Below are 26,204 nucleotides of genomic sequence, written 5' to 3'. Positions count from 1 at the left end.
CGTTACGCCGCCGGCTTGCGGACGGCCAGCACGAAGGGGCCGACGCGGTGGACCGCGAACCGCGGGCTGTCGAACAGCGCGGCGCGCAGCTCGACGGTGTAGCGCCGCACGTTGGGCTGGTTGGGGTAGACGTCCTCGGCCAGCCGCAGGGTGTAGGTGTTGTTCGCGCCGTGGCGCATCAAAAACACCGTCGGCGGCGGCCATGGGCAGGTGTCCAGGGCGTGCAGCAACTCGTCGGCGGTCTTGAGCTTGGACCACTTGTCGATCTGCGCGGCCCGCAGGTCGAACTGCGCGAGCGGGTTGGCGTAGTGCGAGGTCAGCCCCTGGAATCCCCAGTAGGGGTAGAAGGACAGGAAGCTGTAGTCGGCGGTCATCACCACGGTCTGGTCGCGGGGCCGGCCGGTCTCGCGGGTGATGACGTCGTCGATGCTGGCGTAGAACTTCTCCGCGCTGGGCGGCCGCCGGTCGCCGCGCTGCCCGTGGCCGTCGGTGTCGGTGTAGGCGATGGTCAGGTCCGGCCGCAGCACGTCGGGGATGTCCTGGCTGAACGCGATGGCCGCGGCCAGCCCGATCGCGCCGGCCACCGGGATGACGGCGCGGCTTCGGCGCCGCAGTGCGAGCGCGGCCTCCACGAGCCCGAACGCCCCGGCCGCCACCAACAGCACGCTCAGCGTCGGCTGCAGCCGGAAGGACAGCAGCGTGGTGCGGGCCAGCGTGGTGAGCATGGACAGCAGCGACCACAGGTAGACGGCCAGCACGCCGATGGCCAGGGCGCCCGCGCGCACCGACGCGCGGGCGCGCAGCACCAGCCACAGCGTGCCCGCCATGCAGACGACGCCGAGCAGCGTGAACTGCAGCATCGGGAAGGTCAGCTCGGCGCCGTCGGCTGGCAGGTAGTGCTGGGCGCTGCCGGTGTTGCTGACCGGATTGCGGGCCGCGCGAGCCAGGAACGGCAGCCAGGTGGTGCACCCGATCGCGACCGCGATGCCGACGATGACGGCCAGCCGGCGCAGCGGCTCGAGCGCCGCGCGGACCCCGTGCCGCCGCCAGCGCAGGCCCGCCAGCCACAGCGCCATCAGCCCCACCGCGAACGCGGTGAACCCGAACAGCAGCGTGTACCAGGTGGCCGTGAAGCCCAGGAACAGCCCGGCTCCGACGACCGCGGCCCAGCCGCTCCGCGGCGTCTCGCTCGCCGCGACCGACGCCTCGCCCGCCGCGAGCGTGAAGTTAGTTTCACGCTCGGCGTCGACCGTGAAGTTAGTTTCACGCTCGGCGCTCCCGGGCGCCTGGCCAGCCGCACGCTCGGCGCTCCCGGGCGCCCCGCCAGCCGCACGCTCGGCGGTCTCGGGCATCCCGCCAGCCCGGCACTCACCCGCGCGCAGGCCCGACCAGGTGAGCACCAGCATCGGCGGCAGCAGCACGGTGATCATCGCCGAGTACGGCTCGGGTGAACCGTAGGCCAGCGTCACCGCCGCCGTCGCGGTGGTGACGATCAGCGCGTACTCGAACCGGACCATGCGCCACCACAGCACCAGCGCCACCGCGACGGCGACGGTGATCGAGGTGATGGCCCACGGCTTGAACACCTCCCACGCCGGTGTCCCGGACAGCGCGGCCGCGCGCCCGCCGATCCAGAACCAGCCCGGCGGGTAGAACGGCGGCAGCCCGAGATAGGTCATGTCGCGCAAGGCGGGACTGTCGGCCAGCCGCGTCAGGTATTCGGTGCGGAACTGCTGGTCGACGGAGATGCCGAACAAATACAGCTTGGTGGCGCCCAGCGGCATGCCGAGCGTCACCACGGTGAACGCGGACACGAACACCAGCCCACCCAGTTGAGCGAGCCGCCGGACGCGGCCGGTGAACGAGTGCCACACCCAGCCGACGGCGACCAGACCGGCCAGGCAGCCGACCTGCCCGACGGTGGTCAGCGCGTGCAGTTGATTCGACGACGGGAAGGCCGGCCACTGCACCCCGGCGATGGCGGTCAGCGACACCACCGCGACGACGACGGCGACCAGCACGGCCACGGCCATCTGGCCGAGGGTGGCCAGCGCGCTACGCATGATCAGATCGGCAGTTTGCGGAAGATGGGGCGCGGGATGTGTCGCAACACCATCATCACGTAACGGAATGCTGCTGGCGCCCAAACCAATTCCTTACCTTTTGCGGCCGCGGTCACCGCTAGGTTGGCGACGTACTCCTTGTCCACGGTCAGCGGCGCTTCCTTGACATGCGCGCTCATCCGGGTCCGCACCTGGCCGGGTCGGATCACCAGCACGCGAACGCCGTACTCGCGCAACGCCTCTCCCAGGCCAAGGTAGAAGCCATCCAAGCCGGCCTTGGTGGACCCGTAGACGAAGTTGGACCGCCGCACCCGCTCGCCGGCGGCCGAGCTCATCGCGATGATCTGGCCGAAGCCCTGGCCGCGCATCTTCTCGGCGAGCAAGACGCCCACCGAAACCGCTGCGGTGTAGTTGATTTCGGCAGCCTGCACCGCCTTACGCTGGTCCTGCCACAGCTCTTCGGCGTCGCCGAGGATGCCGAAGGCGACGATGGCCACGTCGACGTCACCGCCCGCGAACGCCTGCTCGATCATCTTGGGGTGGGTGTCGGTGTCGGTGGCTTCGAAGTCGATCACCTCCACCGATCGCGCTCCGGCGGCCTTCATCTGCTCCACCGCGGCGTCCCGCCCGGGGTCACCGGGCATGGCGGCCAAGATGATTCGCGCGTGCGCGTTCTGCAGGTAACGCTCGCAGATGGCCAGCCCGATCTCGGAGGTGCCACCGAGCAGCAGGATGGTCTGCGGATTTCCCACGGCGTCCAGCACCATCTAGAGCAGCTCCAAACGTCGGGCCATGTCGGAGGCGAACACCCCCGTCGGATCCACCTTGCGGCGCACCGCGATCCACTCGTCGATGCGCGGGTACATGGCGTGGAAGGTTTCGGCGTTGGTGCGCGAGTCCTTGGCGGTGTACACCCGCCCGCCGAATTGCAGGACCCGCCTGTCGAGCTCGTTGAGGAATTCGTTGACCCCGGGCTTGTTGGGGAAGTCCATCGCGACGTTCCAGCCGGCCATCGGGAAGCTCAGCGGCGCGCGGTTGCCCGGGCCGAAAAGCTTGAACACGTTGAGCGCCGAGTAGTGGCCGCGGGTCTGGATCCAGCGGATGATGGCCTTGAACTCGTCCATCGCGTCCGGCGGGACCAGGAACTGGTGTTGCGCGAAACCCCTTGGGCCATAAGCATTGTTCCAGCCGCTGACCAGGTCGAGCATGTGATAGAACTGCGACAGGTTCATGATCTTGCCGGTGTAGGTGCCGCCCAGCCGGTAGTACACCTCACCGATTGCCATGAACGACAGCTTGTTCATCGCGCTGACCGGGAACAGGTCGGGCACCGTCAACAGCTGCGGCGCATCGAATTTCAGCGGGTTCTTGGCCAGCTTCTTGGGCAGCTGGTCCAGCCGGGCCAGGCTGCCGCGGCTCACCGCGGCCCGGCCGAGCTTGGGCGGCGGGCTGATCAGGTCGAACCAGGCGCTGGAGTAGGTGTAGTCGGCTTCGCTGCCGTCCAGGTGCACGGCGACGGTTTCGTCGAGGTCCTTGGTGGCCACCCCGTCGGCGATGAAGTACGCCGTCTCGGTCGGGGTCATGGCGATGGTGGCGCGCAGCACGATCCCGGTCAGGCCGTTGCCGCCGACGGTGGCCCAGAACAGCTCGGCGTCGGAAGGGTCCGGGCCGTCGGGGGTGATGGTGCGCACGGTGCCGTCGGCCATCAGCAGCTCCATGGAGCGCACGTGGTTGCCGAAGCTGCCGGCGCTGTGGTGGTTCTTGCCGTGGATGTCGCAGGCGATCGCGCCGCCGACGGTGACCTGGCGGGTGCCGGGCAGCACCGGGACCCACAGCCCGAACGGCAGCGCCGCCTTCATCAGCTGGTCCAGGCTGACGCCGGCGTCGACGTCGACCAGCCGGGTGTCGGCGCTGATCGAGTGGATGCGGTTGAGCCCGGTCATGTCGATCACCAGGCCGCCGCCGTTTTGGGCGTTGTCGCCGTAGGAGCGGCCCAGCCCGCGCGCGATCACGCCGCGACCCTTGGAATGACCCGAATCGGCGACCCGGGCGACGGCCTTGGCGATCACCTCGGGGTCGCGGGTTCTGAGCACCTGGGCCACCGACGGGGCGGTGCGCCCGAAGCCCGTCAGCCGGGCGGGCGTGATGAGGGGATCGGTGCTCGACATCGTGAAAGAGGGTACCGCTTGCACAAGAAGGCTCAGCGGATGCGGAAGATGACGGCCCGCTGCACGACGAAGTTGATCACCGTCGCGGTGCCCTGCGCGATCACGAAGGCGACGGGGATCGCCCAGCCCCGGTAGTGCAGAAACGCCAGGCACAGATGGTTGAGCCCGACCTGCACGGCGAAGGTGACGGCGTAGAGCGCCATCACCGCGACGAACCGGGCGGTGCTGGGAGCCGCCTGGAAGGTCCACCGCCGGTTGATCAGGTAGGCGGTGATGGTGCCGACGATGAAGCTGATCGCCTTGGCCACGTCGACCTGCACACCCACGACCTTGTAGAGCGTCGCGTACAGGCCGAAGTCGACGATGCCGGCCAGGCCGCCGGTGACGACGAAACGCATGACCTGGGTGGTCAGTTTCAGGTTCGGGCTGGCAACCATCGAGGGGAGTCTAGGGCAGCTTGACCGCGATCAGCTCGACCTGCTTCTCGCCCTGCGGCGTCGGATAGGTCACCGTGTCGCCGGGTTGGCGTCCGGCAAGGGCCTGAGCCAGCGGGCTACGTGCGGTCAACGTCTCGCCCTCGCGGCCGACCGGTGTCTCTTCGACGATGGAGATCACGTGCATGGTGACCACTTCGCCGTCGGCGAACCGCAAGGTCACCTCGGTGCCGCCGGGCAGCGTCGCCGAGGCGTCGGCGTCCGGCGGCCCGGCCCGCAGCCGCCGGTCCAGCTCGTTGATCCGGTCGGACAGCACCACCAGCTCGTCGGCCCGCTGGATCGCCTCGGCCGCATCGCCGTGATCGCCCACCATCCCGCGGTCATTCTTGACCTCGACCTCGAGGCGGTCGCGACGCTGCCGCAGCCGGTCCAGCTCGGCTTCCAGGTTTTTGCGCGCCGCGTCCGCCGGCGATTGGCGTTTGTTGGTCACGTCGGTGGACCTTTCGTCCCGCTTGCTCAGGTGGCGTTTCAGTGTGACACCACGGCGTGGCGGCCCGCCACTGTCAAAGTCCTCGAAACTACAAGGGCGGCGGATCGTTGTTGTTGGGCAACGACCGCCGCGCCTCGGCGCTGATGCGCGACTCATTGAGCCGCGCACCCGGGCGGCGTGCTCCTGGGCCCGGGTTCGTTGCCGGACAGGCATCATCACGCCGCGGTTCCGCTGCGATGCGGGCAGCGAGGTGGGCAACGTCGGCGTTCCGGGCAGGCGGCCAACGCTGGAAAGTAAAGTCCGCCAGGGGGTTTGGTGGTGTAGCCGTGCCCGGTCGGCGAGGTCCGACGCACTGTGCCGTCGGTGGCGGCAGAGCAGCTTGAGGTTCGACGGATGCGTCGGGACGGGCGGAAACGGCAGGTTCACGGCCGCAGCCCAACTGTCTCACCGGGCTACGGCATGCCACGGCGGATACATGGCCTCCAGCCCGTCGGCGGCGGTCGCCGCGATGGTGCTGCGCACCATGTAGCGCGGCTGGTGCGCCGGCCACGGCCGGCCGCGATGCATGGTTGCCCGGTTGTCCCACATCACCACGTCGCCCGCCCGCCACGAGTGCAGGTAGCTCGCACCGGGAGCGGTCGCGGCCTCGGTCAGCGCCGCCAGCAACTCCCGCGCCGCGGCCGGCTCCATGCCCTCGATCCCGTACGCGTGCGACGCGAGGTAGAGCGCCTTGCGGCCGTTGACCGGGTTGCGCCACACCAGGCGCCAGCATTGCGGCGGCAAGGCCGCCCGCTCCTCCGGGCGGGCCAGGTCGGGCGCGATCTTGCCGCGCGAATAGGCGTATTCGTGCCAGGCGAACGAATTCTCCACCCGTTCCCGCAACCCGGGATCGAGCCGTTCGAACGCGATCCGGGTGGAGACGTACTCGGTCTCGCCGCCGCGCCCCGGAACGATGCGTGACGACAGCACCGACGCCAGCGCCGGCACCCGCTTGAACGAACTATCGGTGTGCCACAGCTGATTCGCCTTGTTTTCCAGGGCGAGCCGGTGATCGGCGGGCACCACGTTGCCGTCGTCGTCGAGGGTCTTGAGGACCACGAGGTGGCTGCCGTGGCCCACCGCACCCACCTTGGTCACCTCCAGCGGGCCGAACCTGCGCGAAAAGGCAAGCTGCGCTTCATCACTGACGTGCTGGTCCCGGAAGACCAGCACCGAATGCTCCTCGAACGCCGCGCGCACCTGCGCGTAGACGTCCGGCGAAGCCGCGACATCCGCGATCGTCACCCCGCGCAGTTCCGCGGCAAAACCCGGTCCCGACGCCACGATCTCCATCGGCGACCTCCGTCCCGTTGCCGATTACACCCAGTAGGGCACCCGCGCCCGGTACTGGCGCATGGCGAAGGCCGCCAGCAGCCACCCCACCGCCGTCAACACCAACACCACCGCCCAGTGCCGCAGCTCCTGATGCGACCCCAGCAGCGGCGCGCGCACGATGTCGAGGTAGTGCAACAACGGGTTGAGCTCGACGATGCTCGACCAGCGTCCGGCGCCCTGCTGCCGCAGGGTGTCGTCGTTCCAGATGATCGGCGTCATGAAGAACAGCAACTGCACGACCGAGAAGAGCAGCGGGCCGATGTCGCGGTAGCGGGTGGCCAGGATGCCGAAACACAGTGACACCCATATGCAATTGAGCACGATCAGCGCCAGCGCCGGTATCACCGACAGGTCCGCCCACGACCACGGCTTGGGATAGATCATCGCGATGACGACGTAAATCACGATGTTGTGCGCGAACAAGATCATCTGCCGCCACACCAACCGATAGACGTGCACGCTCAGCGGCGTCGGCAACTGCTTGATCAGCCCCTCGTTGGCGACGAAGACGTCGGCGCCCTCCAGGATCGCGGCGTTGATCAGGTTCCAGATGATCAGCCCCAGCGTCACGTACGGCAGGTGCACGGACAGCTCCAGGTGGAACAGCTTGGAATACAACCCGCCCATCGCCACCGCCGTGGTTCCCGTCGCGATGGTGATCCAGAACGGCCCCAGCACCGAACGGCGGTAGCGCTGCTTGATGTCCTGCCAGCCCAGGTGCAGCCACAGCTCGTGCCGGCGGAAGCCGTCGACCAGGTCGCTGCGGGCTCGGCGCAGGGTGCGCGACTGGGCCGCCGCGTCAAGGAAAGTCATCGAGATCCTCCAGGCTTGCCGAACAGCTCGCGACGTCCCAAGCGCCGCAACCGGATCCATTCGGCCAGCCCCCTCGGGTCGCGACGCGTCACCAGGAAGAACCAGCCGAACCGGACCCACTCCTGCACCAGCAGCTTGCGCAGCCCCGGCTGCGAGAGCAGGTAGCCGCGGTTGCGGTAGGTGAAGAACCGCTTGGTCGCGTCGTCGGGATACTGGGTGTGCATCCGGCCACCGAGGATCGGCCGGAACTCGTCGGATCCGCACGGATGCAGGTAGACCGCGTCCAGGCAGGTGCCGAACGGCAGCCCCGAGCGCACCAGCCGCCGGTGCATCTCCACCTCGTCGCCGCGGATGAACAGCCGCAAATCCGGGACGCCGATCGACTCCAGCGCCGACGCCCGGAACAGCGCGCCGTTGAACAACGACGCAATCCCAGCCAGCAGGTCCTGCCCGGCCTCGGTGCGCAATTCGCTTGCCCGCCTGCGCCATACCAGGCCGCGGCGCAACGGAAACGCCAACCGTTCCGGGTCGTCGAGGTTGCACACCATCGGCGACACCTCGGCCAGGCCGTGTTTGTCGGCGCAGGCCAGCAGCGTGGCCAGCACCCGCGCGTCCTGCGGCCGGCCGTCGTCGTCTGCCAGCCATACCCAGTCGGCGCCCTGGGCCAGCGCATGCAGCATGCCGAGCGCGAAACCGCCTGCGCCGCCGAGGTTTCGGCGAGACTGCAGATAGGTGGTCGGAATAGGTTGCGCCGCAACCAGTTCACGGACCCGGCCGTCGTCGCACGCATCGTTGTCGACGACGATGAGGTGGTCCGGCAGCCGGGTCTGGCTGCTCAGCGCGTCGAGGGACTTGGCCAGCTCGTCGGGGCGCCGGTGGGTGACGACGACGGCGAAGACGGTGTCGCTCATGGCTGTTCGGCGGTCTCGGCCAGCACCTCGCGCACATGCCGGGCGGCGTCCTCGCCCTCGTACGCGCGCACCACGTCCTCGATGCCGCCGGACATGCGGATCTGGCCGTGGTCGATCCACATCGCCGTCTTGCACAGCCGGGCCAGGAATTCGTTGGAGTGGCTGGCGAACACCAGGATTCCGGACCGTTCGACGAGGCCCTGCAGCCGCGACTGGGCCTTCTTCATGAAGTCGGCGTCCACCGCGCCCAATCCCTCGTCGAGCAGCAGGATCTCGGGGTCGATGCTGGTGACCACGCCCATCGCCAGCCGAACCCGCATGCCGGTGGAGTAGGTGCGCAGCGGCATCGACAGGTAGTCGCCCAGCTCGGTGAACTCGGCGATCTCGTCGACCTTGGCCAGCATCTGTTTGCGGGTCTGCCCCAAGAACAGGCCGCGAATGATGATGTTCTCGTAGCCGGAGATCTCCGGGTCCATCCCGACGCCCAGATCGAAGATCGGTGCCACCCGCCCGGTGACCTGGGCCCAGCCCCGGGTGGGTTCGTAGATTCCCGAAAGTAGGCGCAGCAGAGTCGATTTCCCGGCCCCGTTGTGGCCGACCAGGCCCACGCGGTCACCCAGCTCGAGGGACATGGTGATATCGCGCAGCGCTTCCACCACCACCACGTTGGAATTGTTACGCCCGATCGTGCCGCCCGCCTTGCCCAGGAAGGCCTTCTTCAGCGACCGCGACTTGGCGTCGAAGATGGGAAACTCCACCCACGCGTTGCGCGTCTCGATATGAGGACCAGAACCCGGCGCCATCGGTGTCGCGTCTGCTTACAGGTACTGGCCGTGCCCGGGCGCGCTGCCCGGCTTGCCGATGCCCGAGGGCAGCGCGCCCTGACGCATCTTCTCCAGCTGCGCGCGGGCGGCCATCTGCTGGGCGAACAGCGCGGTCTGGATGCCGTGGAACAGTCCCTCCAGCCAGCCGACCAACTGCGCTTGGGCGATGCGCAATTCGGCGTCCGACGGCGCCGCGTCCTCGTTGAAGGGCAGGGTGAGGCGGTCGAGCTCCTCGCGCAGCTCGGGCGCCAGGCCCTCTTCCAACTCCCGGATGCTGGTCGCATGGATCTCGCGCAGCCGGTTGCGGCTGGCGTCGTCCAGCGGTGCGGCCCGCACCTCCTCGAGCAGCTGCTTGATCATGGTCCCGATCCGCATCACCTTGGCGGGCTGCTCGACCAGGTCGGTCAGCGAGCGCTCGTCGGCGTCGTCGTCGTCGACCCCCATCATCCGCGGGTCGACACCACCGATGACTTCGACGCCGTCATCATCGTTGCGGGTACTCAATCCTTCACCATCCTTTGTGGACTATGGGTGTGGCGTCGTGCCTTCTGCGCGCCATTCGTAGATCCGGGCACCGCCATTGTCGTAGATCAGCGCCCACGACTTCGACTTATCCAGTGACACTAGTCCTTCGGGTACGGCGAACCCCCGGACAGTCGGCGTGCTGGTGAGTATGTACCTGATATTGAGCGCTTTAATCGCCGCGACCACGCGCGGATCGGAATCGCCGCGGCGCGCGTACGCCCAGAAGATGAATCGGTTGGGACCCGGGCCCATCTGCTGCGGGTAGTCGTAGTGGGTCCAAAGCGGGTGCAGGTTGGCGACCGCGTACATCCACGCCGTGCCGTCGGTGTTGCCGTTGCCGATCAGGGTCTCGTGCGCGCCGGGCAGCTTGGCCAGATAGGCCATGGCCATCAGGTCGCGTTGGTCGATCATCACCGAGTCGTACTTGTCCCCGAACAACACCAGGTGCCGGTACAGGTAGTGGCGGGCGGACAGCATGGTGGTGGCCACCAGCAGGACCGCGGTGGCCGACACCCAGACCGGGGCGGGCAGCGGCCGCCACCGGCCGCCGACCCGTTTGGCGCCGGCCACGCAGGCCGTCACGACCAGAAACAACGCGATGCCGGCCATCGGTTCGAGCAGCAGGGTGATGGCGGCCGAGATGCGGCGCGGATCCTTGTAGAAGAACTCGCCGAAGGCGCCGGCCAGCGCGCCGATCGGGCCGCCCAGCGGGTTCCCGGCGTCGACGTTCACCACCACCAGGAGCAGCCACACGGCCAGCGGCCACCAGATCTTCTTGACCAGCAGCACGATTGCGCCGATGGCCGCCAGCGCGATCAGCCCGTACTGGACCGGGAAGTCGTTGAGGTGACGTGAGTGCTGGAACACGGCGTCGAACAGTCCGCGCTTCTTGCTCAGGTAGGTCAGGAAGGAATGCCCGGCGATGATGTCTTCCTGCTGCTGCACGCTGATGAACTGCGGCAGCAGGATCAACCCGGAGATCGCCGTCACGCAGACCAGGGCCGCGACATCGGCCAGCCGGCCGCGCACCGGATGCCAGAGCGCGTCCAGCAGCCACCAGGCGATCAGGAACAGCAGCACGATGACGCCGCCGGTGATGTGCACCGACATCACGCCCACCAGCGCCAGCACGGCCGCCGGGATGCGGTCCCGGTGCCGCAGGGTGGAGGTGATCAGCACGAACGTCGGGATCGCGACGCCGTAGGCGGCCAGGTTGGGCATCGCCGCGACGCCGAACTCGACGTAGGGCACCGCGGTGAAGGACGCGGACAGCGCGCCGGCCGTCGCGGCGGCGCCCGCGGTGCGCCATTCGCCCCAGCTGGGACGCAGCAGCCGCCAGGTGAGCAGCGCCGCGCTGGTCGGGAACAGCCACACCGACGCCGCGACCGAGCTCAGCGTGTAGCCGGTGGTGGGCGCCGCGCCGGTGAGTTGGCAGAACACCGCGATCAGGGCGTGGAACACCGACGGGTAGTACAGCATCTGGTGCGTCTCCACGTTGCGCAGCTCGCCCATGTGGGTGGACGACGCCTGGCCGGTGTCCAGGATGAACCGCACCTCGTTGGCGTGCCAGACCGCGTCCCAGGTGCTCGGGATGGTCTGCCAGTGGGCGGCCAGGCCGCGGTAGGCCGCCCACATGATCAGGAACGCGCCCAGCAGCACACCGGCCGCCACGGCGGCGGCCGGCCAGCGGCTCACCGCGCGGGCTTCGGCGTCGCGGTCGCGAAAGCGGGCCAGCAGCAGCTGCAAACCGGTCATCAGCAGGCACACGACCACCAGCGCGGCCAGCGCGGTCCAGCCGTTCCACGGTATTCCGATGGCGCCGAACGGAATAATGGCCAGCGCGACCATGCCGTAGGTCAGCGCCGGGCCCACCGCGACAGCGATCGGCCACGTCAACTGACTGATACGTGCGATGATCGCTCCGGGCGCTATCAGCAAAAACAATGCAATGAGCGTTCCGAACCAGAGCCCCACTCGACTAGTATGGCTGGCCGGGTGCCCTGGCTCGGGAGGCCACCGACTGGCCGGAACGTGTGTGGCACCCGCTACCGTCACAGTTTCGCGGAAAAGCGGAAGCTTTAAGGTGGCCTGCATGGCATACGACGTCGCCCGGGTGCGCGGACTGCATCCGTCGCTGGGTGACGGGTGGGTGCACTTCGACGCGCCGGCCGGGATGCTGATCCCCGACTCCGTCGCGACCACCGTGTCGACGGCTTTCCGCAGATCCGGACCCACCACCGTGGGGGCGCACCCGTCGGCGCAGCGGAGCGCCGCCATCTTGGAGGCGGCCCGGGCGGCGGTGGCCGACCTGTTCAACGCCGAACCCGCGGGCGTGGTGCTCGGCGCCGACCGGGCGATCCTGTTGTCGGCGCTGGCCGAGGCCTCGTCGTCGCGGGCCGGGCTGGGCTACGAGGTGATCGTCAGCCGCCTCGACGACGAAGCCAACATCGCGCCCTGGCTGCGGGCGGCGCACCGGTACGGCGCCAAGGTCAAGTGGGCCGAGATCGACATCGAGACCGGTGAGCTGCCGACCTGGCAGTGGGAGGGGCTGATCGGCAAGTCCACCCGGCTGGTGGCCGTCGCGTCGGCGTCGGCCACGCTGGGCACCGTCACCGACCTGCGGGCGATGACCAAGCTGGTGCACGACGTCGGCGGGCTGGTGGTGGTCGACCATTCCGCCGCGGCGCCCTACCGGCTGCTCGACGTGAAGGAGACCGACGCCGACGTGGTGGCGGTGAACGCCGCCGCGTGGGGCGGCCCGCCGATCGGGGCGATGGTGTTCCGCGATCCGGCGCTGCTGAATTCGTTCAGTTCCATCTCGGCCGACCCCAAAGCGACCGGCGCGGCCCGGCTGGAGATCGGTGCACACCAGTTCGGCCTGCTCGCCGGGGTGGTGGCCAGCATCGAGTACCTGGCCTCGCTGGACGAATCCGCGCGCGGCACCCGGCGCGAACGTCTGGCGGTGTCCATGCAGTCGGCCACCTCGTATCTGAATCGGATCTATGACTACCTGATGGTGTCGCTGCGCTCGCTGCCGCTGGTGATGGTGATCGGGCGCCCGGAGGTGCGCATCCCGGTGGTCAGCTTCGCCTTGCACGGCGTGCCCGCCGAACGCGTCGTACAACGGTTGGCGGACAACGGAATTCTGGCCGTCACCAACGAGAGTTCCCGCGCGCTGGACGTGCTGGGCGTCAACGACGTCGGCGGCGCGGTCACGGTGGGGCTGGCGCACTACTCGACGACGGCCGAGGTCGACCAGTTGGTGCGCGCGCTGGCGTCGCTGGGCTGAACCGTCAGACGGTCAGCACGATCTTCCCGGTGACCTCCGAGGCGACCAGCCGTCGGTGCGCGTCGCCAGCCTGCTGGATGGGCAGCCGGGCGCCGATGATCGGGCGCACCCGGCCGTCGGCGATCATCGGCCACACCGAGGCGGTGACTGCCTGCACGATCTCGGTTTTGCTGTTCGGCCCGCTCACCGGGCGCCCGCGCAGCGTGGTGCCGATCACCCGGGCGCGTTTGGCGAGCAGCTTGCCGATGTTGAGTTCGGCCTTGACGCCGCCCTGCATGCCGATGATGACCAGCTGCCCGTCGGTGGCCAGGGCGTTGATGTTGCGGTCCAGATAGGCCGCGCCCATGATGTCGAGAATCACGTCGGCGCCGCGGGTTTCGTCCGCAAGCCGCGCGACGAAGTCTTCGTCGCGGTAGTTGATGGTGATGCCGGCGCCGAGCTCGCGGCAGAAGTCGAGCTTCTCGGCCGACCCGGCGGTGACGGCCACCCGGGCGCCCAGCGCCCGCGCGACCTGGATGGCGTGGCTGCCGATGCCGCTGGCCCCGCCGTGCACCAGCAGCAGTTGGCCGTTGCGCAGGCCCGCGATCAGCACCAGGTTGGACCACACCGTGCAGGCGACCTCGGGCAGCCCGGCCGCATCCACCAGGTCCACCCCGGCGGGGATCGGCAGCAGCTGGCCGGCCGGCACCGCCACGTACTCGGCGTACCCGCCGCCGGCCAGCAGCGCGCAAACCTCTTGCCCCACAGACCATTCCGTGACACCGTCGCCGACCTCGGCGATGACGCCGGACACCTCCATGCCGATGGTTTCGCTGGCGCCCGGTGGCGGCGGGTACTTGCCGGCGGCCTGCAGCACGTCGGCGCGGTTCACGCCGGCGGCGGCCACCTTGACGACGACCTCGCCGGGCCCGGCGGAGACGTCGGCTACTTCTTGCCAGGAAAGCTGATCGGCGGATTCGGCGACGATGGCGCGCATGGTGGCCACGCTACCGAGCCCCGTTACCCTTAGCAGCGGTGGCGTGGCAGAGCGGCCTAATGCACTCGCCTTGAAAGCGAGAGACGGCTAACACCGTCCGGGGGTTCAAATCCCTCCGCCACCGCCGCGCGCTCACTCGACGCTTTGGTGCAGCGTCGGTGCGTAGCGCAGCACCGCGCCCACCCCGTCGGCCGGGGCGATCCGTTCGTCGGTGCGCACCAGGTTGGCGCCCACCTTGATCGCCGAGAACGGCAGCGCCTCGTCGGCGCGCAGCGTCCTGGCCGGGGCGGCGCCCTGCTCGGACAGCACGTTCTCGTTGGGGGCGACGGTGCTCAGGCCCTCGTCGGCGACCACGGTGGCGTCGCCGATGTCACCGATGATCAGCGTTTCCACCGCGCCCTGGCGCAGCGCCGAGCAGACCGCGTCGAGCCCCTGGGCCGCCAGCCCCGATTGCCGCCCGATCTCGGCGGTAAACCGCTGTGCGGCATCGTCGATGGTGCGCAGCTGACGTTTGACGAACTCGGCCTCGATGGCCCGCTCGATCTCGGTGAAGTCGTGGCCGCTGTGCCGCGCCCCGACCTCGAGTGTCACGGCGCGGTCGTGCAGCCGTTCCGGCAGCGCGGCCAGCAGGTCCGAGCGCGAGCGCACCTCGCCGACCACGAAGATCACGTCGATCGCCTTGTCGTCGGCCAGTTCGGCGACGCGGTCGGCGACGGCGCGGACGTTCTTGCGGGCGGCCTCCTCGGTGCGCAACTGCGGGTCGCCGTATCCGGCGGTCTCGGCGCCGGCCGCCTTGTGCACCGGGTAGCCGGTGCCGTCGACTGTCTCGCTGCGCAGCGTGCCGCCGATGTGGGTGGTGATGTCGGCGCCGCTGTGGTCCACCACCACCAGCACATAGTCGGGGTGGTCAAAGCTCTGCTCCAAAACCGGTACCAGATAAGGCAATTCGGACACCCGCACGAGGGTGGTGGCCGCCGGGCGGGCAAGGTGCTCGTTGATCAGCACGCCGTCGGCGCCCGCGATCACCGCCCGCCCGCTGCGCCCGATCGGCGGGCGCAGGTTCATCACCGCGTCCTCGATGCCGGCGACGATCGGCGCGCCGACCCCGTGGCGTTCCAGGTCTTCTCTGATCGCGCGCCACTTGAGCTCGAGTTGAGCCTCGGCGTCGTGGGTGTCGTGCGAGTCGTCGAAATACACCGAAACGAACGGCCCCGGTGCGTCCAGCAGTTTGCGGAAGCGTTGCGAGTCCATGCTTTAGTGGTTGCCCGGCTTGCCGGGGCACAAACCCGCCCTAGTAGCTCCGGTCTCCCTCGCTGTCGTCGAAGAAGTGCCACTGCCCGTCGTGCTCGACTTCCATGCGCCAACCCAGCTCGTTGCCTTCAACCTTCTGGTCGGCGAACCAGGCGTGTGCTTTGTCGGCGCTTTCGATGTCTTTGGTCGCGACGACGTCGCCCTTCGGGTTGAGAACTCGATAGGTAGCCATGGCGGCAGTGTTCCCACTGCCGCGGGCGTCAATCGCGGGGGATGGCGGCGGTGATCGTGTCCATCAGCGCTGTGTACCGGCGCGCTTCCGGGTCGCGTCCGGGTTTGCCGCTGCTGATGACGCCGGCCGCCAGGCCGCGCGCGGGATCGGCCCAGATCGCGATGTTGGTCAGCCCCAGGCTGCCGAACGCGTGCGGCGCGTTGCGCCCGAACGGCCCCCACCGGTTGGTGCCCAGGATGAACCCGGTGCCCCACCGCGCCGGCTGCAGCCCGACCGCGAAATCCGGTCGCAGCCTTCGGCATTCGGCTACGGCGTGGTACATGGTCTCCGGGCTGATCACCCGCACCCCGTCGAGTTCGCCTCCGCGGCGCCAGATCTCGGCGAACCGCGACATCTCGTGTGCGGTCGACACGGTGTTGGACGACGGAATAATGGTCGTCAAGAACATCGGCGAGTTGGTGTAGGGGATCATCTCGTGCACGGTTCCGCCGATCGCCTTGCGGAAGATCTGCGCCACCACGGGGGGCAGGGTGCGCCCGGTGGCGTGACTCGGCGCGACCAACGGCACGTCCTGCTTGGCGACACCGAAGTTGGTCCAGCGGAAGCCCAGCGGGTCGAGGATCTCGGTGGCCAGGATCTCGCGAATCTCCTTGCCGGTGGCCGCATACACGATCTCGCGCACCAGCGGGCCCCAGGTGAGCGCGTGGTACATGTGGAACAGCCCGGGCCGGTAGAGGGGCCGCAGCTCGCCCAGCTTCTGCTGCGCGTACTCGTGGTCGTCGGCGCGGGTGACGTCGGGGCGCGGTCCGGTGGGGAAGGGCAGCCCGGCGCTGTGCGTCATCACGTGCCGGATGGTGATCCGGTGTTTGCCGTGACTGGTGAACGTGGGGATGTAGTCGCAGACCCGGTCGTCGAGGGAGAAGACGCCGCGCTCGACGAGCATGTGCACCACGGTGGCCGCGATCCCCTTGGCCGCCGAGTAGACGCAAAACGGTGTGTCCGGTGTGACCGGGATCTTCTCGGCGTCGGGCGGGTCGGTGGGCGCGTTGCCCCAGCCGTGCCCGATGGCGCGGTTGAGCACGACACGTCCGTGCCGGCGGATGCACAACTGGATGGCGGGATGGAAGCCGCCCTGATACCAGTGCCGGGCGGCCGCCCAGATCCGGTCGACGGCGGCGGCGTCGATCTCGGAGTGGTCCTCGGCGCCGATCGTCGTCACCGCGTCCAGGTCGGCGGGCAGGCGGATCTTGCCGTCGGGAGTCGGGGTCGTCACCTCAGCGAGGGTACGTGTCTTACTCGCCGGTGAACTGCGCCGGCCGCTTCTCGAACGTCGCCGCGATGCCCTCGGTGAGGTCCTTGGACGGCAGGAAGGCCGCGTTCCAGGCGGCCACGTAGCGCAGGCTCTCGGCGACGGCCGAAACGCGCTGCTGGTCGAGGACATCCTTGATGCCGTGCACGGTCAGCGGGGGGTTGGCGGCGATCTCCGCGGCCGTGGCATGCGCGGCGGCCAGACACGCGTCGGCGTCGGCGTACACGTCGTTGACCAGCCCGATCTTCTCGGCGCGGGCGGCGTCGATGTCCTTGCCGGTCAGCGCCAGCTCGCGCAGGTGGCCGTCGTTGAGGATGTACGGCAGCCGGGCCAGGCTGCCGACGTCGGCGACGATGGCCAGCTTGACCTCGCGCACCGAGAACTTGGCGTCGGCGCTGGCGTAGCGGATGTCGACCGCCGAGATGAGGTCGACGCCGCCGCCGATGCACCAGCCGTGCACCGACGCGATGGTAGGGGTGCGGCAGTCGGCGACGGCGGTGATCGCGCCCTGCATCCGCTTGACCTCGCGGTGGAAGACGGCGCGCGGCCCGGCCAGCGCGTCGCCCGACAGCAGCGGGGTGAACGATCCGCCCATCGCCGGCACGTCCAGGCCGTAGCTGAAGTTCTTGCCGGAACCGGTCAGCACGATGGCCCGCACCTCGGGGTCGGCGTCCAGCGTTTCGAACAGCTCGGGCAGCTCCGACCAGAAGGCCGGCCCCATCGCATTACCCTTGCCCGGGCCGATCAGCGTCACCTGGGCAACGTGGCCCTTCTTCTCCACGGTGACCGATTCGTATGCTTGCGCCATATCGAGACCGTAGCGTGGCGAACATGGCTCCTGATTTGCGACCCGGACCGGATTCCCCGCCGACCGACGAGCTGGATGGCGCCGAGGCGGCGCTGCGGGTGATGCAGCAGGTGCTGCACCCCATCGCCGCCGACGACATGTCCCGCCCGACCCCGTGCGCGCAGTTCGACGTGACGCGGTTGACGGACCATCTGCTCAAGTCGCTCGAGGCGCTGGGCGGCATGGCCGGCGCCGATTTCCCGGACCATGCGGACAGCGCGGACTCGGTGGAACGCCGGGTGATCGCGGTGGCCCGCCCCGCCCTGGACGCCTGGCGGCAGCGGGGTCTGGACGGCACCGTGTCGTTCGGCGGCGGTGAGATGGCGGCCAGAAATGCCTGCGCCATTCTGGCGCTCGAATTGCTGGTCCACGCTTGGGATTACGCGCGGGCGGTGGGCCGCGACGTCCGGGCCCCCGAGCCGTTGGCCGAATACGTGCTGGGGCTGGCGCACCGGGTCATCCGTCCCGAGGTGCGCGGTCAGGCCGGGTTCGACGACCCGGTCGAGGTGCCCGCCGACGCCGATGCGTTGACCAAGCTGGTCGCATTCACCGGCCGCAACCCGGCCCGCTAAGCGCGAGGCCTTCACCGAACGTGCATTCAGTGCGAAATCCGGCGCGTTTTTTCGCGGCCAGTGCACGCTCGGCGAAGGCCCTAGACCCGCTCTAGGTAGAAGTAGTAGTACTTGCCGTTGTCGCGCACGCCCTTGCCGTTCATGATGCCCATCACGGCGTTGTCGTCGATCTTCTTGAAGTGATCGTGCACCGGCTGCCCGTCGTAGACCATGGTCGCGGTGACCTCGCCGCGGAACTCCTCCAGCCACAGGCTGGCCTCCCCCTTGCCCAGCTCGACGTTGGAGAACTTGTTCCCGTCGGCGTCCAGGCAGACCAGCGGCTGCACATCGCGCGCGGATTTGAAGGTCTTGCCGAACCATCCGGCCTTTTCCAGCTGGCCGTTCATCTTGTGGCCGGTGCGGAATTCGCCGCCCTTCCACTCGCCCAGCATTTCCTCGATGGTCGCGGGCGCGAGTTCCGCCCAGAAGTCGTCGAGCTCACTGTCCGGGATGTCGCCGCTGCGCTCTTTGAACTCGGTGAACTTCTTGCGGGCGAGGTCCACGGGTGACTCCTCAGCGTTCGGTGCGGGCGATCCAATCGCAGGCGAATTGCAACAGGGCGTCGTTTTCGGCCGGCGCCCCAATGGTGACACGGACGCCCTCGGACGCGAACGGACGCACCACCAAGCGCGCGTTCGCGGCCTCCTGCACGAAATCCTCGGTGCGCGACCCGAGCGGCAGCCAGAGGAAGTTCGCCTGCGAGGGCGGTAGCTCGAATCCGGCGTCGCGCAGGGTGGTGCTGACCCGGGTGCGCTCGGCGACCAGCGCGTCGGTGCGGGCCATCAGCTCGCCGGAGGCCTCCAGTGACGCGATGGCGGCGGCCTGCGCGACGTTGGTGACGGCGAACGGCATCACCACCTTGTCCAGCGCGGTGATCAGTTCGGGATGACCGATCGCGTAGCCGACCCGCAGCCCCGCCAGCCCGTATGCCTTCGAAAAGGTCCGCAGCACAACGACATTCGAGCGGCTCAGGGCCAGCTCCAGGCTGTTGGGCAGCAGGCCGTCGCGGATGTATTCGACGTAGGCCTCGTCGATGGCGATCAGGATGTCCGCCGGCACCGCGTCCACGAAGCGGACCAGAGCGTCCGGGTCGACGACGGTGGAGGTCGGGTTGTTCGGGTTGCACACGAAGATCAACCGGGTGCGGTCGGTGATCGCGGCGAGCATAGCGTCCAGGTCGTAGGTGTGCTCGCGCAACGGAACCTTGACGGCGATCGCGCCGGCCACCTGGACGATGGGCAGGTAGCACTCGAAGCTGCGCCAGCCCATCATCACCTCGTCACCGGCTGCGGAGGTGATCTGAACCAGCTGCTGGCACAACGTGACCGAGCCGCTGCCGACCGCGATCTGCTCGGGGGCGACATCGGAACCCAGGTGCATCGCCAGCGCCGCCTTGAGGTCCACGCACGCGTTGTCCGGGTAGCGGTTGACGATGGCTACCGCGCGCTCGATCGCCGCATGCACGCTGGGCAGCGGGCCGTACACGGTCTCGTTGCTGGCCAGTTTGATGGACCCCGGCACGTTCTTGCCGGGCACATACACTGGCAGTCCGGCCAGTTCGGGGCGCAGGCGGGCGGTCACTTCGACAGTTTATGTCCCCACTGTGTACAGTATGGCCGGTTCCGCGAGACCGGAAAGGGGTCGGTACCCTCGGAAAGTCCAAGGGAGGCGTGCCAGAGCGGCCGAATGGGGCTCACTGCTAATGAGTTGTCCCCCTTCAAGGGGACCGGAGGTTCAAATCCTCTCGCCTCCGCTGGGTCCCCCTAGCGGAACCACAACTGAAGACAGGCGCCCGTAGCTCAACGGATAGAGCATCTGACTACGGATCAGAAGGTTAGGGGTTCGAATCCCTTCGGGCGCGCTTTTTCAGTCAGCTTTCTTCGCGTCAACGCCCACCGAACGGCCCGCCGAATGGGCCGCCGTACGGTCCCCGCCGCGGCGGTTCGGTCACGGTTTGGGTGACCGTGCTCGTCTCGGTGCTCGGCGACACCGTGACCGTGCTGGGCGGCTCGGTCGTGGTGGGGGTGTCGGTGCTCGACGGCGGGACGGTCTCGGTCACCGTCTGGGTCGGCGCCGGGGCGCCACCGCCGCCGTGGTGCCGGGGTTCGTGGGTCGTGGTGGTCACCGGCGTGGTGGTGGACGGCGTCGTCGTCGTGGTGGTCGCCGCCGGGCCGTGCGCCGGGGAACTCGTCGCCAGCTTGACCGCGGCGAAGACGACCGCGCCGAGCAGCAGCACCCCGAGCGCGCCGAAGGCGACCAGCGCCGCCGGGCGGCGATACCAGGGCGTCGGCGGCTCCGGCGGCGGGCGGTCCTCATACCCGCCGTACTCGCCGTACCCGCCGCCGTATCGGGCGGCCTGGGTGGGCTCGGAGTAGTAGTCCGGTTCCTCGGGATAGGGCGGCACGAAAGAAGATGTTAGACGCTCAGCCCTGCTCGTCGATGAGTCGCAGCGCCCGCTCGAACAAATGCACCGTGGCAGCGTGCAATTGGTCGCCGACCTCCTTCTCGGCCTGGCCCGCGCAGGCCCGGGCCAGCGTCCCCTCGATCACGATGCCCAGCTTGAAGCAGGCCAGCACGGTGTACCAGGCGATGTGCGACAAGTCGCGGCTGGTGTTGGCGGCATAGCGCCGGAACAGCTCGTCGGTGCTGGCCAATCCCTCCTGGCCGCCCAGGGCGTGGCTGAACACGGCCGAACCGTCCGGCTGGCGCCAGGTGGCCAGCAGCCAGCCCAGGTCCAGCAGCGGATCGCCGATCGTGCACATCTCCCAGTCGACGATGGCGACCACCTCGGGCCCGGTGCGGGAGAACATCACGTTGGCCGCGTGGTAGTCGCCGTGCATGATGCCCGGTGTCCAGTGCGCCGGCCGGTGCTGCTCCAGCCACGCCGAAACCTGGTCGATGCCGGGGATCTGCGGCCCGGGATAGCCGTCGTATTGGCTGTAGGACTCCAATTCCGAAAGCCAGCGCGGCACCTGCCGTTCCAGGAAGCCCTCCGGCTTGCCGAAGTCGGCGAGGCCGACGGCCACGTGGTCGACGGCGCCCAGCTTGGCCAGCGCGTCGGCCATCGACAGGCCCATCTGGTGGCGCACCTGCGGATTGCCGGCGTGCAGCGGTGGCAGCCCCTCGCCGGCGTTGAATCCGTCCACCGGTTCCATCAGATAGAACACCGCGTCGCCCAGCACGCCGGGGTCGTCGCACACGGCGATCAGGTGCGGGTGGGGCACATCCGAACCAGCCAGGGCGGCAAGGACTTTCGTCTCCCGCAAAATCACGTTGTTGCTGCGCGGGCGCAGGTGCCGCGGCCCGCGGCGCAACACGTAGGACCGGCCGGCCCGGCTGAACCGCAGCATGACGTTCTGGGTGCCACCGGTCAGGGTGGCGACGTCATGCAGCGGGCCCTCGCCGAGTCCCTGCGCCGACATCCAGTCGGCGACCGCCGGTAGATCCACCGCGTCCACGGTCATGCCCTCGGGTGAGGTGGGCGTCATCGCACTCCCTTGCAACCTGTCGACCGTCCGGGAAGAAGCCGTCGACCGTCTGGGAAGAAGACTAGGACAGCGGCTGGAACAATGGCCGGTATGCCGCGGACCGACAACGATTCCTGGGACATCACCCAAAGCGTGGGCGCCACCGCACTGGGTGTGGCCGCCGCCCGCGCGGCGGAGACCGAAAGCGAAAACCCGCTCATCAGCGACCCGTTCGCGCGCATTTTCGTCGATGCCGCCGGCAAGGGGATGTGGAGCATCTATGCCGACCCGGCGCTGCTGACCAAGGCGGACGACCTCGAGCCGGACCTGCGCGGCCGGCTGCAGCTGATGATCGACTTCATGGCCACCCGGACCGCGTTCTTCGACGAGTTCTTCCTCGCCGCGGCCGACGCCGGAGTGCGGCAGGTGGTGATCCTGGCCGCCGGCCTGGACGCGCGCAGCTGGCGGCTGCCGTGGCCGGACGGCACCGTCGTCTACGAGCTCGACCAGCCCAAGGTGCTGGATTTCAAGTCGACCACGTTGCGCGAGCACGGCGCCCAGCCCAAGGCGGAACTGGTCAACGTGCCCATCGATCTGCGTCAGGACTGGCCAAAAGCGTTGCAGGAGGCTGGATTTGACGCCTCGCGGCCGGCGGTGTGGTCTGCCGAAGGGCTGGTTCGTTACCTGCCGGCGCAGGCCCAGGACCTGCTGTTCGAGCGGATCGATGCGCTGAGCGTGCCGGGCAGTCGGCTGGCGTCCAACGTGCCCGACTCGGGATTCACCGATCCCGACCGGCTGGCCCGCCAGCGCGAGGACATGCGGCGGATGCGCGCCGCGGCGGCCAAACTGGTCGACGCCGAGATCACCGACTTCGACGACCTGTGGTATCCCGAGGAGCGCACGCCGGTCGACAGCTGGCTGCGCGAGCGCGGGTGGGACGTCTCGACGGCGACGTTCGCGGAGTTGATGGCCCGCTACGGCCGCAGCATTCCGCAGGGGGCGCAGGATTCGATGCCGCCCACCCTCTACGTGTCCGCGCAGCGGCGGGCGGGCTGAGTCGAACGCCGACATCGTAAGCGACGCCGTTAATTTCACGGACCCGGCGCGGGCCGCCCGAATTCAGCGACCATCCGGGCATTGCCAAATGCATGTTTAAACATGGGTCCAACGGGTAATTTCAGCTGTCACGAGAAATCTTCTTCTCGACCACCTTGGAGGTCACGATGCGTGGCAGCGGGATCATCGGAACGGTCGCGTTGGTGTGGTTGCTGATCGGGGTTTTCGCGGCGTGGCAGCGTGATTACTTCAAAAACGACCAAACGACATGCGCGTCGGCGGGCACGGTTGCGGTGACCGTGATCGCCGGACCGTTGAATTACTTCGGCGTCAACCCGAAAGTTACGGATTGCCATCTGCCGCAACCAAGTTCGATGCAATCGATCAACATCTAACCGCGACCCGAAGGAATCGAAATGGTCATCTTAGGAATTGTGCTGCTGGTGCTCGGGTATTTCTTCCACGTGCCCGTGCTGTCCACGCTGGGCATCGTGCTGCTGGTGATCGGCGCGGTGCTGTGGATCCTGGGCTCGATCGGTCGCCCGGTCGCCGGCCGGCGCTACTGGTACTGACCGGCCGGCCGGTTCACAGGCCATGCAAAGGTAGGGCATAGCCGCAGCTCAGCCCGCAGCGGATACTGGGACATGTGAGCCAGCCGCGAGCCTCAGCCGAGCGGGTCGTCATGTGCCGCGCCGACGGCAACCCGATCAATGTCCTCGTCGTCGACGACGAAGCCGTGCTGGCCGAAATGGTGTCGATGGCGCTGCGCTACGAGGGCTGGAACATCGCCACCGCCAGCGACGGCGCCTCGGCCATCGCCGCCGCCCGCAACCAGCGACCCGACGTGGTGGTCCTCGACGTGATGCTGCCCGACATGAGCGGGCTGGACGTGCTGCACAAGCTGCGGGAGGAGAACCCCCAGCTGCCGGTGCTGTTGCTGACCGCCAAGGACGCGGTGGAGGACCGGATCGCGGGCCTGACCGCCGGCGGCGACGACTACGTCACCAAACCGTTCAGCATCGAAGAGGTGGTGCTTCGGTTGCGGGCCCTGCTGCGGCGCACCGGCGTGACGACCGTGGACAGCGGCGCGCAGCTGGTGGTCGGCGACCTGGTGCTCGACGAGGACAGCCACGAGGTCACCCGCGCCGGTGAGCCGATCTCGTTGACGTCCACCGAGTTCGAGCTGTTGCGGTTCATGATGCGCAACTCCAAGCGGGTGCTGAGCAAGGCTCAGATCCTGGACCGGGTGTGGAGCTACGACTTCGGCGGCCGATCCAACATCGTCGAGCTCTACATTTCCTATCTGCGCAAGAAGATCGACAACGGTCGGGAGCCGATGATCCACACCCTGCGCGGCGCGGGTTATGTCCTCAAGCCCGCCCGCTAGGAGCGATCGCAAGCGCGGCGAAGCCGGGCGCGGCGGGTCGCGACCATTGGCTAGGAGCGATCGCAAGCGCGGCGAAGCCGGGCGCGGCGGGTCGCGACCATTGGCTGACACGCGCCGGGTCTGGTCGCTGCGGCTGCGGCTGCTGGTCGGACAGATCGTCGTGCTGGCGCTGGTGTGTCTGGGCATCACCGCGGTCACCGAACTGGCGCTGAACCATCACCTGGTCAAGCAGCTCGACGGCCAACTCGCCGGAACCTCGTTCCGTTCGGCGCTGATGTACCCCGAGCCCAACCATCCGCGTCACGAGCACTCGCCGTATCCGAGGCCGGGCCCCGGCCCGCGGTTCCTGGACGCCCCGGGGCAGCCGGCGGGCATGGTCGCCGCGGTGGTCAGCCACGGCAAGACCGTCGACGCCGGCTACCTGACCAGCAGCGGCACCCGGGACGCGCTGACGTCGACCGCCCAGACCCAACTCGAACAGATCGCCGGCAGCCGCGCACCGGTCACCGTGAACCTGGACGGTCTGGGCCGCTACCGCGTCGTCGCCGCCCCAAGCCGCAACGGCAGCGACATCATCGTCACCGGCCTGTCGATGGCCAACATCGACGCCACCCTGATCCGGATGCTGGTCATCTTCGGGATCGTCACCGTGATCGCGCTGGCGGCCGCCACCATCGCCGGGGTGGTGATCATCAGGCGGGCACTGGCGCCGTTGCGCCGGGTGGCACAAACCGCGCGCGAGGTGGCCGACCTGCCGCTGGCCCGCGGCGAGGTCGAATTGCCGGTGAGGGTACGGGAATCGGACGCCAACCCGTCCACCGAGGTGGGCCAGCTCGGCGCCGCGCTCAACCGGATGCTCGACCACATCGCCGACGCGCTGTCGGCGCGCCAGGCCAGCGAGACCCGGGTACGCCAGTTCGTCGCCGACGCCAGTCACGAACTGCGCACCCCGCTGGCCGCGATCCGGGGCTACACCGAGCTGACCCAGCGCATGGGCGACGACCGCGAGGCGGTGGCGCAGGCGATGAGCCGGGTGGCCTCGGAGACCGAGCGGATGACCCGGCTGGTCGAGGACCTGCTGCTGCTGGCGCGGCTGGATTCCGGCCGCCCGCTGGAGCGCGAACCGGTCGACCTGTCCCGGCTGGCGGTGGACGCGGTCAACGACGCCCACGTCGCCGGCCCGGACCATCAGTGGGAACTGGACCTGCCCGAGGAACCGGTGGTGGTCACCGGGGACGCGGCGCGGCTGCACCAGGTGCTGACCAACCTGCTCGCCAACGCGCGGGTGCACACCGGCGCGGGCACCGTGGTGACCACCCGGCTGAGCACCGAGCCGGCGCACACCGTGCTGCAGGTCATCGACAACGGGCCGGGCATTCCGGCGGAGCTGCAGTCGGAGGTGTTCGAACGGTTCGCCCGCGGCGACTCCTCGCGGTCGCGCAAGGGTGGCAGCACCGGGCTGGGCCTGGCCATCGTCTCGGCGGTGGTCAAGGCGCACAACGGGACGATCTCGGTGAACAGCTCGCCGGGCCACACCGAGTTCACGGTGCGGTTGCCACCCAACGGATGGCAACCGCACGCGTCGGCGTAGGTCAGCTGTTGCAGGTCACATCGATTTCGAACGGCTTGTTGACCGGCTGCAGCGGGTTGGCCATGTCGACCCCGGTCGCGGTGCCGGTGATCTTGTAGCTGTTGCCGTTCTTCTCGGCCGACGCGTTGCCCTGGCCGGTGCCCGAGGTGTATCCGAGCGTCACGCCGTTGACATTGCCCAGCCCAACGGATTTCACCTGGGGCGGGTTGCCGTCGCTGAGCACGGCGGCGATGCCGGTCGCCGCGCCACCGATCGCGATGTTGACGGTGCCACCGGCATTCGTGCACACGACCGAACCGCTGACGTTCTGGTCCTTGCCGTCGATGATGACCTTGGTCCCGGCCGCCCCGCCGCTGCTCGCCGACGCACTGGTGCTCGAGCTGCTCGCGGAACTGCTGGGAGCCGACTTGTTGCCACTCGAACAGCCGGAAACACCCGCGGCAAGAATTGCCGCGCCCGCGACCGCGATCGTCAGTTGACGCTTCACCTGTTCTCCTTTGCCCGAAAGTTGCGGTCCTCGGCATTGAGGGCCGTCTGCGCAGTATGCGGGTTTGCCGGGTCGCGCAAAAGAGGTTCGGCGAAATTG

The 26,204-nt window shown here is 68.7% G+C and carries 28 protein-coding genes and 3 tRNA genes; 10 read left to right on the top strand and 21 right to left on the bottom strand.

Annotated features, from left to right (window positions below; genetic code table 11):
• Positions 1-2: 2 nt before the first annotated feature.
• The 11 genes from H7I87_RS17665 to H7I87_RS17615 all read right to left on the bottom strand — a co-directional run bounded on the left by H7I87_RS17665 (position 3) and on the right by H7I87_RS17615 (position 11,576).
• Positions 3-2,063, bottom strand: coding sequence for a galactan 5-O-arabinofuranosyltransferase (locus H7I87_RS17665; protein WP_033726480.1), 2,061 nt, complete (start codon positions 2,061-2,063; stop codon positions 3-5).
• Positions 2,064-2,065: 2 nt separating this feature from the next.
• Positions 2,066-2,830 (bottom strand): decaprenylphospho-beta-D-erythro-pentofuranosid-2-ulose 2-reductase, encoded by a 765-nt coding sequence (gene dprE2 / locus H7I87_RS17660; protein WP_003876962.1) that lies wholly within the window; start codon positions 2,828-2,830, stop codon positions 2,066-2,068.
• On the bottom strand, positions 2,831-4,231 hold the full coding sequence (gene dprE1 / locus H7I87_RS17655) for a decaprenylphosphoryl-beta-D-ribose oxidase (protein ID WP_023882206.1): 1,401 nt from the start codon (positions 4,229-4,231) through the stop codon (positions 2,831-2,833).
• A gap of 32 nt (positions 4,232-4,263) precedes the next feature.
• The gene (locus H7I87_RS17650; RefSeq protein ID WP_024636663.1) at positions 4,264-4,629 is read right to left on the bottom strand and encodes a GtrA family protein; all 366 of its coding nucleotides are present in this window, start codon (positions 4,627-4,629) and stop codon (positions 4,264-4,266) included.
• Between the two features lie 49 nt (positions 4,630-4,678).
• Positions 4,679-5,155, bottom strand: coding sequence for a GreA/GreB family elongation factor (locus H7I87_RS17645; RefSeq protein WP_019731984.1), 477 nt, complete (start codon positions 5,153-5,155; stop codon positions 4,679-4,681).
• A 444-nt stretch (positions 5,156-5,599) separates the two neighbouring features.
• Positions 5,600-6,487 (bottom strand): TauD/TfdA dioxygenase family protein, encoded by an 888-nt coding sequence (locus H7I87_RS17640; protein WP_023866766.1) that lies wholly within the window; start codon positions 6,485-6,487, stop codon positions 5,600-5,602.
• Positions 6,488-6,511: 24 nt separating this feature from the next.
• A complete protein-coding gene (wzm, locus tag H7I87_RS17635; RefSeq protein WP_003872597.1) occupies positions 6,512-7,342 on the bottom strand; it encodes a galactan export ABC transporter permease subunit Wzm/RfbD in 831 nt (276 codons plus the stop codon).
• Positions 7,339-8,253: a galactofuranosyltransferase GlfT1 gene (glfT1, locus tag H7I87_RS17630; RefSeq protein WP_023882205.1), complete on the bottom strand. Its 915-nt coding sequence runs from the start codon at positions 8,251-8,253 to the stop codon at positions 7,339-7,341. The genes wzm and glfT1 overlap by 4 nt, the downstream gene beginning before the upstream one ends.
• Positions 8,250-9,056: a galactan export ABC transporter ATP-binding subunit Wzt/RfbE gene (gene wzt / locus H7I87_RS17625; RefSeq protein WP_023866764.1), complete on the bottom strand. Its 807-nt coding sequence runs from the start codon at positions 9,054-9,056 to the stop codon at positions 8,250-8,252. The genes glfT1 and wzt overlap by 4 nt, the downstream gene beginning before the upstream one ends.
• 15 nt (positions 9,057-9,071) lie before the next feature.
• Positions 9,072-9,524 (bottom strand): bacterial proteasome activator family protein, encoded by a 453-nt coding sequence (locus H7I87_RS17620; RefSeq protein ID WP_224110940.1) that lies wholly within the window; start codon positions 9,522-9,524, stop codon positions 9,072-9,074.
• Positions 9,525-9,602: 78 nt separating this feature from the next.
• Positions 9,603-11,576, bottom strand: coding sequence for a DUF6541 family protein (locus tag H7I87_RS17615; protein ID WP_033726481.1), 1,974 nt, complete (start codon positions 11,574-11,576; stop codon positions 9,603-9,605).
• A 118-nt stretch (positions 11,577-11,694) separates the two neighbouring features.
• Between H7I87_RS17615 and H7I87_RS17610 the strand changes: the two genes are divergently transcribed.
• Positions 11,695-12,891, top strand: a complete 1,197-nt coding sequence (locus tag H7I87_RS17610; protein WP_003872602.1) for a cysteine desulfurase-like protein — start codon at positions 11,695-11,697, stop codon at positions 12,889-12,891.
• A 4-nt stretch (positions 12,892-12,895) separates the two neighbouring features.
• Here the strand turns inward: H7I87_RS17610 and H7I87_RS17605 are convergent, their stop codons facing one another.
• Positions 12,896-13,867 carry an NAD(P)H-quinone oxidoreductase gene (locus tag H7I87_RS17605; protein WP_033726496.1) on the bottom strand — a complete coding sequence of 324 codons (972 nt, stop codon included), beginning with the start codon at positions 13,865-13,867 and terminating at the stop codon, positions 12,896-12,898.
• 37 nt (positions 13,868-13,904) lie between these two features.
• Between H7I87_RS17605 and H7I87_RS17600 the strand changes: the two genes are divergently transcribed.
• A tRNA-Ser gene (locus H7I87_RS17600) sits at positions 13,905-13,991 on the top strand.
• An 8-nt stretch (positions 13,992-13,999) separates the two neighbouring features.
• Here H7I87_RS17600 and H7I87_RS17595 read toward each other — a convergent pair.
• Genes H7I87_RS17595 through H7I87_RS17580 form a run of 4 tightly spaced genes read right to left on the bottom strand, consistent with a single transcriptional unit; the run spans position 14,000 to position 17,467 of the window.
• Positions 14,000-15,118 (bottom strand): Rv2629 family ribosome hibernation factor, encoded by a 1,119-nt coding sequence (locus H7I87_RS17595; RefSeq protein WP_023862030.1) that lies wholly within the window; start codon positions 15,116-15,118, stop codon positions 14,000-14,002.
• A 40-nt stretch (positions 15,119-15,158) separates the two neighbouring features.
• On the bottom strand, positions 15,159-15,350 hold the full coding sequence (locus tag H7I87_RS17590; protein ID WP_003872605.1) for a hypothetical protein: 192 nt from the start codon (positions 15,348-15,350) through the stop codon (positions 15,159-15,161).
• Positions 15,351-15,378: 28 nt separating this feature from the next.
• Positions 15,379-16,623, bottom strand: a complete 1,245-nt coding sequence (gene lipE / locus H7I87_RS17585; protein WP_019734584.1) for a lipase LipE — start codon at positions 16,621-16,623, stop codon at positions 15,379-15,381.
• Between the two features lie 19 nt (positions 16,624-16,642).
• Entirely contained in the window at positions 16,643-17,467 is an 825-nt protein-coding gene (locus tag H7I87_RS17580) for a crotonase/enoyl-CoA hydratase family protein (protein ID WP_023862029.1), read from the bottom strand.
• Positions 17,468-17,481: 14 nt separating this feature from the next.
• On the opposite strand from H7I87_RS17580, the gene H7I87_RS17575 reads away from it, so the two are divergent.
• On the top strand, positions 17,482-18,078 hold the full coding sequence (locus H7I87_RS17575; RefSeq protein ID WP_023862028.1) for a TIGR03086 family metal-binding protein: 597 nt from the start codon (positions 17,482-17,484) through the stop codon (positions 18,076-18,078).
• A gap of 80 nt (positions 18,079-18,158) precedes the next feature.
• On the opposite strand, the gene H7I87_RS17570 is transcribed toward H7I87_RS17575, so the two are convergent.
• Together H7I87_RS17570 and hisC are read right to left on the bottom strand one after the other, a co-directional pair.
• The gene (locus tag H7I87_RS17570) at positions 18,159-18,620 is read right to left on the bottom strand and encodes a DUF4334 domain-containing protein (RefSeq protein ID WP_003872609.1); all 462 of its coding nucleotides are present in this window, start codon (positions 18,618-18,620) and stop codon (positions 18,159-18,161) included.
• 10 nt (positions 18,621-18,630) lie between these two features.
• Positions 18,631-19,698: a histidinol-phosphate transaminase gene (hisC, locus tag H7I87_RS17565; RefSeq protein WP_009974504.1), complete on the bottom strand. Its 1,068-nt coding sequence runs from the start codon at positions 19,696-19,698 to the stop codon at positions 18,631-18,633.
• A gap of 83 nt (positions 19,699-19,781) precedes the next feature.
• Between hisC and H7I87_RS17560 the strand changes: the two genes are divergently transcribed.
• Together H7I87_RS17560 and H7I87_RS17555 are read left to right on the top strand one after the other, a co-directional pair.
• Positions 19,782-19,870 (top strand) — tRNA-Ser (locus H7I87_RS17560).
• Positions 19,871-19,905: 35 nt separating this feature from the next.
• Positions 19,906-19,978 (top strand) — tRNA-Arg (locus H7I87_RS17555).
• Positions 19,979-20,002: 24 nt separating this feature from the next.
• Here H7I87_RS17555 and H7I87_RS17550 read toward each other — a convergent pair.
• Positions 20,003-20,521: a hypothetical protein gene (locus tag H7I87_RS17550; protein ID WP_009974505.1), complete on the bottom strand. Its 519-nt coding sequence runs from the start codon at positions 20,519-20,521 to the stop codon at positions 20,003-20,005.
• Positions 20,522-20,540: 19 nt separating this feature from the next.
• Complete coding sequence (locus tag H7I87_RS17545) at positions 20,541-21,605, bottom strand: phosphotransferase family protein (protein WP_009974507.1); 1,065 nt, start codon at positions 21,603-21,605, stop codon at positions 20,541-20,543.
• Between the two features lie 90 nt (positions 21,606-21,695).
• Here H7I87_RS17545 and H7I87_RS17540 point away from each other — a divergent pair, with 90 nt between their 5' ends.
• The 5 genes from H7I87_RS17540 to H7I87_RS17520 all read left to right on the top strand — a co-directional run bounded on the left by H7I87_RS17540 (position 21,696) and on the right by H7I87_RS17520 (position 25,618).
• The gene (locus H7I87_RS17540; protein WP_011723470.1) at positions 21,696-22,640 is read left to right on the top strand and encodes a class I SAM-dependent methyltransferase; all 945 of its coding nucleotides are present in this window, start codon (positions 21,696-21,698) and stop codon (positions 22,638-22,640) included.
• 155 nt (positions 22,641-22,795) lie between these two features.
• Positions 22,796-23,035, top strand: coding sequence for a hypothetical protein (locus H7I87_RS17535; protein ID WP_003876975.1), 240 nt, complete (start codon positions 22,796-22,798; stop codon positions 23,033-23,035).
• A 21-nt stretch (positions 23,036-23,056) separates the two neighbouring features.
• Positions 23,057-23,212, top strand: a complete 156-nt coding sequence (locus H7I87_RS17530; protein ID WP_003873402.1) for a DUF6131 family protein — start codon at positions 23,057-23,059, stop codon at positions 23,210-23,212.
• Positions 23,213-23,322: 110 nt separating this feature from the next.
• Positions 23,323-24,027: a two-component system response regulator TcrX gene (gene tcrX, locus H7I87_RS17525; RefSeq protein ID WP_003876976.1), complete on the top strand. Its 705-nt coding sequence runs from the start codon at positions 23,323-23,325 to the stop codon at positions 24,025-24,027.
• 100 nt (positions 24,028-24,127) lie between these two features.
• Positions 24,128-25,618 carry a sensor histidine kinase gene (locus H7I87_RS17520; protein WP_033720176.1) on the top strand — a complete coding sequence of 497 codons (1,491 nt, stop codon included), beginning with the start codon at positions 24,128-24,130 and terminating at the stop codon, positions 25,616-25,618.
• Position 25,619: 1 nt separating this feature from the next.
• Here H7I87_RS17520 and H7I87_RS17515 read toward each other — a convergent pair whose 3' ends face one another.
• Entirely contained in the window at positions 25,620-26,105 is a 486-nt protein-coding gene (locus H7I87_RS17515) for a lipoprotein LpqH (protein WP_003873405.1), read from the bottom strand.
• Positions 26,106-26,204 lie beyond the last annotated feature (99 nt).

It is taken from the genome of Mycobacterium timonense (assembly GCF_025821985.1).
GTDB lineage: Bacteria > Actinomycetota > Actinomycetes > Mycobacteriales > Mycobacteriaceae > Mycobacterium > Mycobacterium avium.
This window is presented reverse-complemented; position numbering and strand designations above follow the sequence as displayed.

Excerpts from the sequence above, each read along its gene's own strand:
- H7I87_RS17665 (WP_033726480.1), bottom strand. The coding sequence starts at position 2,063 with ATGCGTAGCGCGCTGGCCACCCTCGGCCAGATGGCCGTGGCCGTGCTG.
- dprE2 (WP_003876962.1), bottom strand. The coding sequence starts at position 2,830 with ATGGTGCTGGACGCCGTGGGAAATCCGCAGACCATCCTGCTGCTCGGT.
- dprE1 (WP_023882206.1), bottom strand. The coding sequence starts at position 4,231 with ATGTCGAGCACCGATCCCCTCATCACGCCCGCCCGGCTGACGGGCTTC.
- H7I87_RS17650 (WP_024636663.1), bottom strand. The coding sequence starts at position 4,629 with ATGCGTTTCGTCGTCACCGGCGGCCTGGCCGGCATCGTCGACTTCGGC.
- H7I87_RS17640 (WP_023866766.1), bottom strand. The coding sequence starts at position 6,487 with ATGGAGATCGTGGCGTCGGGACCGGGTTTTGCCGCGGAACTGCGCGGG.
- wzm (WP_003872597.1), bottom strand. The coding sequence starts at position 7,342 with ATGACTTTCCTTGACGCGGCGGCCCAGTCGCGCACCCTGCGCCGAGCC.
- glfT1 (WP_023882205.1), bottom strand. The coding sequence starts at position 8,253 with ATGAGCGACACCGTCTTCGCCGTCGTCGTCACCCACCGGCGCCCCGAC.
- wzt (WP_023866764.1), bottom strand. The coding sequence starts at position 9,056 with ATGGCGCCGGGTTCTGGTCCTCATATCGAGACGCGCAACGCGTGGGTG.
- H7I87_RS17620 (WP_224110940.1), bottom strand. The coding sequence starts at position 9,524 with ATGATGGGGGTCGACGACGACGACGCCGACGAGCGCTCGCTGACCGAC.
- H7I87_RS17610 (WP_003872602.1), top strand. The coding sequence starts at position 11,695 with ATGGCATACGACGTCGCCCGGGTGCGCGGACTGCATCCGTCGCTGGGT.
- H7I87_RS17605 (WP_033726496.1), bottom strand. The coding sequence starts at position 13,867 with ATGCGCGCCATCGTCGCCGAATCCGCCGATCAGCTTTCCTGGCAAGAA.
- H7I87_RS17595 (WP_023862030.1), bottom strand. The coding sequence starts at position 15,118 with ATGGACTCGCAACGCTTCCGCAAACTGCTGGACGCACCGGGGCCGTTC.
- H7I87_RS17590 (WP_003872605.1), bottom strand. The coding sequence starts at position 15,350 with ATGGCTACCTATCGAGTTCTCAACCCGAAGGGCGACGTCGTCGCGACC.
- H7I87_RS17580 (WP_023862029.1), bottom strand. The coding sequence starts at position 17,467 with ATGGCGCAAGCATACGAATCGGTCACCGTGGAGAAGAAGGGCCACGTT.
- H7I87_RS17545 (WP_009974507.1), bottom strand. The coding sequence starts at position 21,605 with ATGACGCCCACCTCACCCGAGGGCATGACCGTGGACGCGGTGGATCTA.
- H7I87_RS17540 (WP_011723470.1), top strand. The coding sequence starts at position 21,696 with ATGCCGCGGACCGACAACGATTCCTGGGACATCACCCAAAGCGTGGGC.
- H7I87_RS17530 (WP_003873402.1), top strand. The coding sequence starts at position 23,057 with ATGGTCATCTTAGGAATTGTGCTGCTGGTGCTCGGGTATTTCTTCCAC.
- tcrX (WP_003876976.1), top strand. The coding sequence starts at position 23,323 with ATGTGCCGCGCCGACGGCAACCCGATCAATGTCCTCGTCGTCGACGAC.